The organism is Caballeronia grimmiae (assembly GCF_022879615.1).
Classification (GTDB): Bacteria; Pseudomonadota; Gammaproteobacteria; order Burkholderiales; family Burkholderiaceae; genus Caballeronia; species Caballeronia grimmiae.
The window spans coordinates 248418-260969 of the sequence record NZ_CP084272.1; the positions used below are offsets into that span (position 1 = coordinate 248418).

Here is a 12552-nt window from a genome sequence, read left to right on the forward strand (position 1 = left end):
TATGCGTTTGAATTTCACGCTCGCGGCCGGATTGGCCGTTGCTGCCGCTGCCGCTGTCGTCATCCTGTTCAAGGGTGGCGAAGCCGGTTTGGACTCCATCTTGGCACGGTGGCTCGCGGTCGCAGCGTTGGCTATCGTGTTTCTGCTGGTCACCCTTGCGAAGATTGTGGTGGGTCGGCACATACGCAAAAAAAAGGTGCTGCGTGAAATTGGTTCAGCACAAATCGATACGGTAACGACGACACCCGAACCGAATGAAGATCCTTTGCGAGAGTTGCACGAACGCATGCGTCAGCAATACGGTTGGCGATGGCACTATCGCCTGCCATGGCTTCTCGTGTTGGGGCAAGAGCCTACCGTGCGTCGCTTGCTGCCGGAGCTTGCCGAGAACGGATATGTGATTACCGATTCTGCCGTTCTGCTGTGGAATAACGAAAGCAGCGATGTCGCCTGGCTAAGAAAGATCGGAAAGCTTCGTCGTAATCGTCCGGTTGACGCCATCGTTTTGACGCTGGACGGCGCCGCAGCCTTGTCGAGTTACTTGAACGAGGAACTGGGGTGGGACAGAACGCTTGCGCGGATCACCGAAGTACTGAATTGGGCTGCGCCGATCTTTGTGCTTGATCTCGCAGGTGAATCGACCGCGAGCGATGTAACGTTTGTGATCGGAAGCGAATTTACCAGTTCGACGGATAAATCCGTTATTGAGAGCGCACTCCTGACGTTGCGGGATTCTCTAGCCGATCTCGGGATCAAACAACTCGGTCACGACCTCGGGGAGCGCTTCTTGTCGCAACTCTCGAAGCGATTGGACACTCGGGCGCAAGCGCTCGCGCAGTGGATCGTTCAATTGTCGATGTGGCAGCGGCACCCGTTTCCGGTCGCTGGCGCATTCTTTTCGTCGTGGGCGGCCACCAAGGCGGATAAACTCGATAAGCATGCTGCCGATCAGTTCGCTCTGTGGCGCTATCTTGCAGAGGGCACAAAACGGAAAACGGGCCGCATGACGGGCTTTCATCCAGTCACAATTTTCTCCGCGCTCGTGCTAAGTGCGCTTGGCATCATTGCCGCAGGCATGGCCGCGTCAGGCATCACCAACGCTCATGAGATGGTGCTCACGAATGAGGCCATCGGCTCCCTCGACCGTGCGCCCGATGCCGCCACACGCCTGCGTGCCTTGTCCGCGCTTCAGCAACGCATCGGCTTCTACGAATACCGCGTACAGCACCACGCGCCGCTGTTCTCCCGCTTCGGCCTGAATCACGACCGCGCCGTGCTCGATGCGCTGTGGACGCCCTTCGCCAAAGCGAGCCGCACGCTGCTCAGCGCCCCGGTGCAACAGGAACTCGAAGCGCGTCTGGTCGATCTCGGCCAGATGCCGACGACCGATCTCGACGATCAGGCGACACACATCGCGCAAAGTGGCCAGGCGGCGCTCAAGACGTACCTCATGATGGCCGAGCCGCAGCACGCCGATGCGGCCTTCATGACGCCGCAACTCGCGCAGTACTGGAACCCGACCGCAAGCCTTACCGCGGGCGAGAAGCTCGACCTGTCGCAACACCTGCTCGGCTCCTGGGCTGAACACCTGCAGTCGCATCCGGAGTGGCGCATCCAGCCACGCGAGGAGCTTATCGCGACCTCGCGTTCCACCTTGCTGGCGGTAATTGGTGTCAAAAATTCCGAGGACACGCTCTATCAGAGCGTACTCGCCTCCATCGGTCACAAATACCCCGATCAAACGCTCGCCTCGCTCACCGCCGGCACGGACACCCGTGGACTGTTTCGCACCACAGCCACCGTTGCCGGTGTCTACACGCGCCAGGCATGGGAAGGATCGATTGAAGCCGCCATGGACGAGGCAGCCAAGCACAACGGCGTGGCAAGCGACTGGGTGTTGGGTAACGTGAACAACGCGACGGGTGCTGACGCGTCCAGCACGCAAACGCCAGACGCCCTACGTGCGGCCCTACGCGCGCGCTATTTCACCGATTACGCCGAGCACTGGCAGTCGTTCATGAACAGCATGCGGTGCGACGCTGCCCCGACGCTGCCGGCCGCGATCGGCCAGTTGAAGTTGATCGCCGATGCGCGTCAGTCGCCGCTGATTGCGCTGATGAAATCGCTGGAATACCAGGGTGGCGCCGGCGCCCAACACGCATCGCTCTCCGACACACTGGTCGGTAAAGCGCAGAGCGTGTTTGGCAAGAAGGATGACGTGCCGCAGACCGCCAAGGCGGACCCTGCCGGACCGCTGGGCGGATACTTTGGGCCCGTGTTACGTCTCGTGGGGCAAGCCAACGCAAACACACCTGCCGCAGCAGCAGCGGCGGCAGCCGCTAATCGAAGCGACCTAAGTCTGGAGCGCTTCACCGAGCGCATCACCACCTTGCGGCTGAAGCTGCAGCAAATCAGCGACAGTCCGGATTCCGACGAACAAGCCCGGCTAATCGCGCAATCGCTCTTCCTGGGCAAAGGTTCGGAACTGGCCGACACGCTCTCTTACGCGCAATTGATCGCCGCGAGTCTGGGCGAACAGTGGGCCGGTATGGGCGCGGAGTTATTCGTGCGACCCGTCTCGCAAGCGACGCAAACGGTGATCCAACCAGCACAGGCCAGCCTGAACGATGCCTGGCAGCAAAGCGTTGAGGCGAGCTGGAACAAGTCCTTCGCTGGACGCTATCCGTTCGCCAACACGACGAACGATGCGTCGCTGCCGGAGCTTGCGCGCTTCCTGCGTCCGCAGGGCGGTCTGATCGACACGTTCCTCGCCACGCAATTGGCGGGCGTGCTGCAACTGCAGGGCGACCAGTGGGTACCGGTCGCAGGCGGCACAAGTTCAGGCAGTGTCTCCCAGGCGATAGATCCGGCATTTCTGAAGGCGATCAACACGCTACAGCGTATCGCCGGACATATGTTCGCGCAAGGCGAGCCGTCGTACCGGTTTGAACTCAAGCCGATCCCGCAGCCGGGCATCACCGATACCTTGCTCACCATCGACGCGCAGAAGCTGCATTACTACAACCAGATCGAAACCTGGAGCGGCATGGCGTGGCCGACCAACGATCCGCAGAGTGCGGGCACGCGTCTGGAGTGGCAGACGGAGACCGCGGGCACGAACAAGCGCTTCGAATTCCCGGGTCGTTGGGCACTCGTGCGCATGCTGGAACGCGCGCACGTCGAGCCGATCGATACCGCAACCTATCAGTTGACCTGGCAGGCCAAAGCGCAGTTCGAGGACACGCGCTATGCCCCGAAGACGACCGACGCGGTCGATCAGGACGCGTTGACCGCACACGGCCCGACTGCCAATACATCAGCGGACATCACGCATCCGCTGAGTTACATGATGCGCACCGATGTGGGTAAGGGCCCGTTGGAATTGCTCGACCTCAAGGGCTTCGCGATGCCCTCGCGCATTTTCATCAAGCGCGACACCTTGCCAAAGGGCGTGAAGATGGCCGATGGTCCGCCGCCGCTGCCGAAAGCGGCAATCGAAGCGGCGAGGCAAGCGGAAACGCCGCTGCCCGCCGCACGAGGTGCTTTATGAGCTTGGCGAGCCGCTCATGCCAGGCGAGGCGACATGCACATGCAGTCGCACGGCCCGCAACACAGCGTGCGCAAGCTGATCTTTATCGCGCCCACGGTGATCCGGGCTGACCGGCTCGCTGAGTCGCGCCATCATTCAAACTAAAAGACTTCAGCTTCCCATGTTCACGAATTTACTCAAGGCGCTGTTCGGCACGCGTGAGCCGTCCGATCTTGCGCGCGCCGCTCAAGCGCAGTGGGATGACTGGCTGCGGCCCATCCGCGCGGATGCCCCCACTGGTGACGACCCCGGTTACGACGACGATTTCCAGGCCATCAAGGAAGAAGTCGCCAAGCTCTCGAACGTCGACGATGCGCTCATCATCGAGTCGTCCGAGCGGCTGCTCAAACGCCGCGCCAAGGACGTGCGCATCGCGGTCTACTATGTCTACGGCCGCATGCGCCGTGATGGCGCGGAAGGTGTCGCATCGGGCTTCGAGTTGCTGGCGTCACTCGTCGATCGCTTCGACGACACGCTGCTGCCAGCACGCGCAGCATCGCGCCGCGCGGCATTCGAATGGCTATGCGGCAGCACTTTCGCCGACCGGCTCGACAACGTGCAGGGGCTGACCGGCGATTTGCTCGAACGCACGCTCTCGGCGCTGGCGCTGATCGACGAGCGCGTCGTCACCTGGCCCGAAGCGGAGCGTCCGGCGCTGGCGGCGCTGTTCCGCCGCTTCGAGGGCCGCGTTGAGTCACCTCAGGCCGAACAGGGTGCGTCGTCTTCTGACGCACCGATCTCAGCATCGTCCGCCAGTCTACCCGCCGCATCGGAAGTCACCTCGACGCGCGAACTGCTCGATCGTGCGCGCCAGATGGCGCAGTTCCTACGTGAGCAGCCGCAGGGATATCTGGCCGCTTACCGTCTGATGCGCTGCGTGCGCTGGGACACGCTCACCGAAGCGCCGCCCTTCGAGGCCGGTGGCAAGACGCGCCTGCTCGCGCCGCGCACCGAACTGCGCGCGAACCTCAAACGTTTGCTTCTGCAAAAGCAGTGGCCCGAGTTGCTCGAACGCGTCGAATCGGCATTTGCGGAAGGCGCAAATCACTTCTGGCTGGACTTGCAGTACTACGCCTTCGTGGCTCAGGAGCAGGCGGGCGGCGAGTACGCGCAGGTGCGCGAGACGGCCGCCACCGACTGCGCGCTGATGCTCGAACGCTTGCCGGGCCTTGAACATTTGCTGTTCTCCGATGGCTCGCCCTTCGCCGATGACGCGACGCTCGAATGGATTGCGCGCTATGCGACCGTGCGTGACCTCGAACGAGGAGAGGTTGCCGCGCCGGTAAGCGTACCCGCAGCCGGCACAGACTGGGCCGAGACCGAAGCGCAGGCAAACGATCTGGCCAGCCAACAAGGGCTCGATGCGGCGCTCGCCTGGTTGCAACGACTGCCGAGACAGGATGACGCGACCACGATCTCGGGCGGCGAGCGCGAACGCTTCGTCCGTCAGTTCGTGATGGCGCGCGTGTGCGAACGTGCCGAACGGCCTGACACCGCCGTGCATTTGCTGACCCTGCTCGACGCCGATGCGCTGCGTTATCAACTCGCGCGCTGGGAGCCGTCGCTGGCGTTCGAAGTGAAGCAGCATCTGCTGCGCATCCTCAAGATTCGCCTGAACCGCAAGGATGCCGACAGGGCCGCGATTGGCACGCGCATCGACGCGCTGATTGGCGATCTCACGGCCATCGATCCGGCTCGCGCGGTCGCGCTGGCCTGAAGCACGTAAGAATGAAGCACGTAAGAATGAAGCGCGTAAGAATGAAGCACACCAGACTAAAGAAAGCCTGAATGTCATCTCCGACTAAAGACAACGAAATCCTGCGCTACTATGAAGCGGAGATGCGCTACCTGGGCGAGGCCGGAACCGAGTTCGCCCGCGCGTTTCCGGACCGTGCACGGGAACTCAACATCGATCGCCTGGGCGAGCGCGATCCGCACGTCGAACGGCTGTTCGAAGGCTTTGCGTTCCTGATGGGGCGATTGCGTCACAAACTGGACGACGAATTGCCGGAACTCACAGAAGGGCTGGTGAGCATGCTCTGGCCGCATTACCTGCGCATGATTCCGTCGCTGGCCATCCTCGAACTGAGACCGACGGTCGGTGTGCTACAAAAGCACGAAATCATCGATGCGGGGCTGGAGGCGACGTCCGATCCGATTCAGACCGGCACGAGCGCGGGGGATGCGCAGACCACGTGCGTTTATCGCACCACACAAGCGGTCGACGCGTACCCGCTGACGCTGACGCAAGCAGGTACCTATGCGCGCGAAGACGGCCGCTCGGTGATCCGCTTTCGCTTCGCCATTCAGGAGCAGGCGCAGCGTGATCGGCTGGAGGTGCCGAGATTGCGTTTCTATCTGCACGCCGACCGGCCCGTGGCGCTCGCGCTTTACGCCGCACTGGCCGCCAAGCCGATCGCCATGCAGCTACGCGTGCCGGGTTTCCCTGAGGATCGACCGGGCACGCCTCAGGCGATGCCGGGCCTGCGTCTCGCGCCCGCGGGATTCTCCCCGCAGGAACGCCTGTGGCCCAAAGCCGACAACGCCTTCGGCGGCTATCAGCTGCTGCTCGAATACTTCACGTTTCCCGAGAAGTTCATGTTTATCGATATGCTCGGTCTGGACATGAAAGCGATTCCGGCGTCGGTTCGATCGTTCGACGTCGAAGTGGTGCTGGATAAACCCTATCCGGACGACATGCGCTTTACCGAAGAGAACGTGCGTCTGTACTGCACGCCGGTGATCAACCTGTTCTCGGTCGCCGCCGACCCCGTCAAGGTCACGCAGTTCGAGACGGAGTATCGCGTGCGCGCAAGCGGGCAGCAGGGCGCATTGGTCGATATTTATTCGGTCGATACGGTCGAAGTCTTCGAGAAGGGCAAACGCTTTGAGTATGTGCCGTTCGCTGCGTTCAAGCATCGCGGCGGGATGTTGCGTCATCAGCTCCCGGAACGCTACTTCCACACGCACATGCGCCGCGGCCCTTCGGGACGGTTCGATGCGTGGATCGTACTGGGCGGTCATGGGTGGGAGAAAGCACAAACGCTGCCGAAAGAAACGCTGTCACTCAAAGTCACCGGCACCAACGGCATGCTGCCGCGCAAGGCGCTGCGTGAGGCGGGCATCACGCGCATGCGCGGTGGGTTCACCAACGTGGCTTCGGTACGCAATCTGACGGCGCCCACCTTGCCCGTGTATCCGCCGGCGGGTGACCGGTTCCAGTGGCGCGTGCTGTCGCATCTGGCGCCGAACTACCTGTCGTTGCTCGATGCAGAAATTCTGCGCGGTTCGCTCGCGTTATATGACTGGACCGAGGGTGAACTGAATCGGCGACGGGTTGAAGCGATCACGGATGTGAAGCATCGGCCATTGAACAAGCTGGTGAAGGGCGGGCTGATGCGTGGCGTGGAAATCATGGTGACGCTCGACAGCAGCCGTTTCGCGGGCGATGGCGACATCGAACTGTTCGGCGGGATGCTCAACCGTTTCCTCGGTCTCTATGCGACGGTCAATCTTTACACGAAGCTGGTGATCGTGTCACAGCCGACGGGCAAGCGCATCGAGTGGCCGGAGACCAAGGGTGAAGGAGCGCCGTTTTGAGCGCGCCAGACAGCATCAGAGCGTCAAGAGAAACGCAACGCGAGCTATTACCCGCATTGCTCGATGACGCGACGCGGATGAACTTCTTCCGCTTCTGCGAACTGATCGAACTGGCCGCGCCCGATGCCGCACCGATCGGTACGACCGACTCGCCATCGACGGAGCCCGTGCGATTCCGCTCGCGCGCGCGATTGGGCTTTCCGGGCAGCGAGATCGATTGCGTCGAATTTGACGACGACAACGAAGATAAAAAAGCGCCACCGACAGTGCGCACGACCTTCCTCGGGTTATATGGCGTCGATGCGCGCATGCCGTCGTATTTCGTGGATGAAGTGGCGCAGAACCGCGATGGCGCGGAGCCGCTTGCGGCGTTTCTGGATGTGTTCCATCACCGCATCGTCACGCAGTTGTATCGCGTGTGGCGCAAGTATCGCTATCCGGTGGGCTACCGGCAGGGCGGCACGGACCCGGTTTCGCGTTATCTATTGAGCTACGTAGGGCTGGGGTTCAACACAGCGCACGATCAACGTGCCAAATCCGGCGTCGACCCGCGCACGCTCATGTCGATGTTGGGCGTGGTCGCACAGAAGACGCGCACGGCCGAGGGACTCGCAGGCGTCCTGCAGCACGCGGTCCCTGATGCAAAGGTGCAGGTCGAAGAGTTCTTCCCCGTATGGCGCGAGGTGAATGACTTCGAACCGGCGGCGCTTGGTGAACAGTGTCTGCTCGGGCGCGGCTTTTACGATCGCTCGAATGCAGTGCGTGTGATCATCACACCGGACACGCGTGAGACGGTGCTCAGTCTGACGCCAGGACACGCGGCGCATCGGGAAATCATGGCGCTGCTGCGGTTCTATCTGGGCTATGAGGGTGAGGCGCATCTGGAGATGCATGTGCGACCCGAATTGATGCCCGATCCCGTGCTCGTGTCCAGGCAGACGAGTTTGGGGTTGACGAGTCAGTTGCCCCCATCATCCGCGCAACACAAGAATCAGCACATCACACGCGTTCATCTGGGCCGCTGGAACGGGTCGAACGCATGAATCGAATCGATCATCTGAGGCAAGAAGGAACGATGCAGCACAAGAAAGTCATGATGTCATGCGCGGGTCGATCGTCCGCGCGCTTTGCAAATGCCGCAAGCGCCGCGGCCTGCGCCGCGAGCGTGCTCGCACTGGCCGGTTGCGGTGCATGGCAAGCCACCAGGGACACTACCGTAGGCGCGGCGCAGTGGCTCTTCACCACACAGGTCAAGACGATGAACGTCGATCTCGACGCGCGCGCGGCGACCAACGAGACGACGGGCGGACAGTCGCTCTCGACGGTGGTGCGGCTCTATCAGCTCAAGGATTCGCAGACCTTCGCGAAGCTCGAATACGTTCAGCTCCAGAACAACGATCTCGAGTTGCTCAAAGCCGATTTGCTTGCCACCAGGGACGTCATAGTGAAACCGGGCGCTGCGGCAAGCGTGAGTGAGCCGATGGATAAGGACGCGGAATACGTCGGTGTCGTCGCGTTCTTCCGCTCACCGAACAGCAACGGCGTGTGGAAGGTGCTGATCCCGAAGAAGCAGTGGAAGGACACCGATCCGGTCAAGGTCCACGTGGCAAACAACACGCTGGCGTATGAAGGTGCAAACCCGAAACCCGTCAAGCGCGATGCGCCTCAGCAGTCGACACCCGTGGCGAAGGCTTCGCCGGGTATGGCGGCGAGCGACGTTTCGAGCGGCACGGGGAGCAGCGCATCGAACAACGCAATGAACGAAGTGAAGAACCATGCAGCGGCACTCGGCAATGCGGCCGACACGGGTGGATATTCATCGGCACCCGCCAAGGCTGCGGTGCAAAACGTCAATGCTGCCACGACCTCGGTCACGAACGTCAAGACGAGCGCGAGCGCGGCCATACGAAGCGCAACGGGGCTGCTTCTTAAGTAATCACGCGCTTGAGCCGGCGACGGCATTTATCTCATTCGATCATCAATAAAAGATCAAGGACATGAAGAACGTTCTTTCACTCACAGGATGTGCACTCTCCATCTCGCTGCTGAGCGCTTGCGCTATCGGCCCAAACCGCGACGACGAAGTCGCCCTGAACCAGCAAGTCGGCATCGAGGTCACGCAGATCAAGGAAGGCGTGCAGGTGCGCCTGCCGGACCGCGTACTGTTCGACTTCGACAAGTCCGCGCTGCGTGCCGATTCCGGTCCCGCGCTGAACCGCGCGGTCGTGTTGATCAAGCGTAGCAAGAAGTCGGTGATCGTCGAGGGGCACACCGATAACACAGGTACGCACGAGTACAACCAGGCGCTGTCGGAAGCACGTGCGCAGACGGTCGCCGCCGCGCTGGAGGAACGAGAAATTTCCGCCTCGCGCATCGCGACGAAGGGCTTTGCGTACGACAAGCCGACGGCGAGCAACGACACGCCAGACGGTCAGGCGAAGAATCGCCGCACGGAGATTGTTGTGGTAGGCGAATCGCTCGATGCGATCATGGGCCGGGCGAAACGCTGAGGCGCAGTCGTTACCGGTCGTTTGCACTTGAGTCGCAAAGCTATCCGATGAATTCAAATCCGTCGATTAACGAAAGCAGTCCGTATGTCGCCAAGCTGAATGCTCGCGCAAGGAACTCAGTTGGCGCTGCCTTTCGCAAGAATGGCTGGGCACTCAAGCGATCTACGATTTCGCGTGTGCAAACGGCCATCGCTTCAAGCGCGCCGCGAAGCACGTTCTGTACGTGGAATCTCTCCTCTGCATTGAATGTGAGATCGATACAATCCGCGCAGCATGCATGACCTCCGTCGCAGGACGAGGCGCGGCGCTTCGCGGAACCTTCACAAGGCTCGATGAACGATATCGTCTGCGCTGCGCAAGAGAACACGAGTGGAAAACATCGGGCCTTTCGATCAGGGAGGGTAAATGGTGCATCAAATGCCATCGGCAAGTTCGGTCGCTCAGCGACGGTCTTGAACAACTTCAGGCGGCGGCCTCCGCAAAAGGCGGACGATGTCATGCCGACAATCGATGCCAAAGCTTATTAAGCAGGGTCATTGGGTGTCCGTACTGCGCCGGTCTTCAGATTACGACGCGTGCCAAGAAGCGCAGGCGCTACGATATGCAGGATAAACGACCGGTGTATTCAGGCGACGTATCTTTTGACCGAGCAAGGATGCCACTCTCAAAACAACAACTGAGAAACGCCGCGATGCTGCTGCGTTTGGCTGATGCGGCGAGCGGGCGTGGCATGACGCTGCTGCCCACGCAGTGGATGACAATACGGTCGTCTATCGATTCCAATGTGCTGGTGGCCATCAACTCGAACGCAGCGCTCCCGTCCTGAATAGAGGGACGGCCACCTGTCCCGAATGCACGCGCAACGAGTTGACGCAGCGGTTCGAAAACCTATTACGCGAGGGCGGCCTTGCTTGCCTCGACGAGGTCGCTGGCGTCAAGCTCCGGTATCGCTTCAGGTGTGACGACATGCATGAGCGGGTTGCGCGTATAGCCCCACTACTCGACGGCCACGGCTGTCCCTCTGGTGCTGTGTCCGGCAATCGGCGCTTTACACGCATGCGGATGGATTCCAACGCTTGAGGCCGCTGCGGCCAAACATGAAGGTCGGCGTCTCGCGAGCGGTTACACCGGCATCGCCGATTATTACGAATCGAAGTGCGCTGTCGCACGGTTTACTGTTGACAACGCGCAGCGTGCCGGGGGCATTCTGCGCAAGCAAGAACGCCGGCGCAACCTTGAAGGCTGCGCCGGCGCTTCGGCTCCATGCATTGCAGTCAAGGCTGCGATGGGCGTGCGATCAGCTCTTTGCCTTGGGCATTTGCGACACCAGCGACAGGCCGATATCCATGCCTTCAACCTGGAAGTGCGGCACGACGAACAGCTTGATGCGGAAGAATCCCGGGTTGTCCTCGATGTCCTCGACCATCACCTTGCTTCGCGCAAGGGGTGCGATGCCTGCAGTTCATCGCCCGGATCCTTCATCTCGGTGACCAAGCCCTTGATCCAGTTGTTCAACTCGATCTCGAGCAGACGCCGGTCCTTGGTTGTGCCGATGTTCTCCCGCTGAATCAGCTTGAGGTAGTGGGCAATGCGCGAGAGCAAGAAGATGTACGGGAGACGCGCGTTGATGCGGCTGTTCGCGGTGGCTTCCTTGGTTTCGTAAAGCGCGGGCTTCTGCGTCGAATTCGCCGAGAAGAAGCAGGCGAAGTCGTGGTTCTTGTAGAACGACAGCGGGATGAAACCGAGATTGGCGAACTCGAACTCGCGCGTCTCCGGGATCAGCACTTCCGTGGGGATCTTCGGCTGCACGCCGGTGCCGAGGTCGTACAGATGCACCGGCAGATCTTCCACCTTGCCGCCCGCCTGCGGGCCGCGAATCTGCACGCACCAGCCGTTGTTCACGAAGCTGCGCGTCATGTTGGCCGCGAATGCGAACGAGGCGTTCACCCACAGATAGCGGTCGTGGTCCGGACCCTTGACTTCTTCCTCATAGTTGAAGGCGCGCACGGGCGTGGTGTCCTTGCCGTAGGGCAAACGGCCCAGCACCCGCGGCATCAAAAGACCGACGTAGCGGGCATCGTCCGTGTCGCGGAAGCTCTTCCACTTGATGTACTCGGCCCGGTCGAAGTAGTTGCCGATGTCCTGAATAGCCGCGACCTCTTCCATCGACTTCTTGCCGAAGAACGCCGCGCCTACCGACCCGATAAACGGCATATGCGCGGCGGCCGCCACCTTCGAGATATTGCGCAACAGCGCCACGTCCTGCGGCGAGTTGGCGAACTCGAAGTCGCTGATCATGGCGCTGATCGGTTGGCCGCCCGGCGTGTCGTACTCTTCGATGTAGGTCAGACGGTACAGGCCGCTTTGAATCAGTTCGGGCGCGTCTTCGAAATCGCCGATGAGCGCCTCCTTCGAGACGTCGAGCACTTCGATGCGCGCGTTCTTGCGGAAATCCGTGCGGCTCACCAGCATCTTGAGGCCGCGCCAGCGGCCTTCGAGCGCCTGGAATTCGGGGTTGTGCATCACCGCGTCGAGTTGTCGGCCGATCTGACGGTCGAGCTGACCGATGAAGAAATCGAGCAGCGACTTGTCCAGCCGGTCGACGGGCTTGCTGGCTTGCGCCACCAGATCGAGAAACGCGCCCATGCCGCGCGCGAGACGTTCGTCGGCCGATGCCTCCGAAAGCATGTCGTTGTCACGGAACGCTTCGAGCGGACGGGCCTGCGCCACCGGGTGCAGATTAATCTTGTTGCATAGCGACGCGTAGACGCTGTCGCCCTGCGCGTCTTGCGGGGCGTCGAGCACGACGGTGTCGGCTGCTGCGCTCGGGCGGGCGGAAGGATTTTTGCTCAT

Annotated in this window: 8 protein-coding genes and 1 pseudogene; 8 read left to right on the forward strand and 1 reads right to left on the reverse strand. The window is 61.4% G+C overall.

The features are described from left to right. Position 1: 1 nt before the first annotated feature. The 8 genes from LDZ21_RS14815 (at position 2) to LDZ21_RS14845 (ending at position 10525) form a co-directional block, all read left to right on the forward strand. Positions 2-3550, forward strand: coding sequence for an ImcF-related family protein (locus tag LDZ21_RS14815; RefSeq protein WP_244795584.1), 3549 nt, complete (start codon positions 2-4; stop codon positions 3548-3550). Between the two features lie 39 nt (positions 3551-3589). After that, positions 3590-3694, forward strand: a complete 105-nt coding sequence (locus LDZ21_RS31550; RefSeq protein ID WP_483305515.1) for a hypothetical protein — start codon at positions 3590-3592, stop codon at positions 3692-3694. A 16-nt stretch (positions 3695-3710) separates the two neighbouring features. Continuing rightward, positions 3711-5306: a type VI secretion system protein TssA gene (gene tssA, locus LDZ21_RS14820; RefSeq protein ID WP_244795585.1), complete on the forward strand. Its 1596-nt coding sequence runs from the start codon at positions 3711-3713 to the stop codon at positions 5304-5306. Positions 5307-5377: 71 nt separating this feature from the next. After that, positions 5378-7189 (forward strand): type VI secretion system baseplate subunit TssF, encoded by a 1812-nt coding sequence (tssF, locus tag LDZ21_RS14825; protein WP_244795586.1) that lies wholly within the window; start codon positions 5378-5380, stop codon positions 7187-7189. Positions 7190-7266: 77 nt separating this feature from the next. Beyond that, the gene (gene tssG, locus LDZ21_RS14830) at positions 7267-8232 is read left to right on the forward strand and encodes a type VI secretion system baseplate subunit TssG (protein WP_244795859.1); all 966 of its coding nucleotides are present in this window, start codon (positions 7267-7269) and stop codon (positions 8230-8232) included. A 32-nt stretch (positions 8233-8264) separates the two neighbouring features. Further along, positions 8265-9125 carry a type VI secretion system lipoprotein TssJ gene (tssJ, locus tag LDZ21_RS14835; protein WP_244795587.1) on the forward strand — a complete coding sequence of 287 codons (861 nt, stop codon included), beginning with the start codon at positions 8265-8267 and terminating at the stop codon, positions 9123-9125. 61 nt (positions 9126-9186) lie between these two features. Further along, a complete protein-coding gene (locus LDZ21_RS14840; protein ID WP_244795588.1) occupies positions 9187-9699 on the forward strand; it encodes an OmpA family protein in 513 nt (170 codons plus the stop codon). Positions 9700-9976: 277 nt separating this feature from the next. After that, entirely contained in the window at positions 9977-10525 is a 549-nt protein-coding gene (locus LDZ21_RS14845; protein WP_244795589.1) for a hypothetical protein, read from the forward strand. Positions 10526-10996: 471 nt separating this feature from the next. Here the strand turns inward: LDZ21_RS14845 and tssC are convergent. Continuing rightward, positions 10997-12552: pseudogene (gene tssC / locus LDZ21_RS14850) on the reverse strand (type VI secretion system contractile sheath large subunit).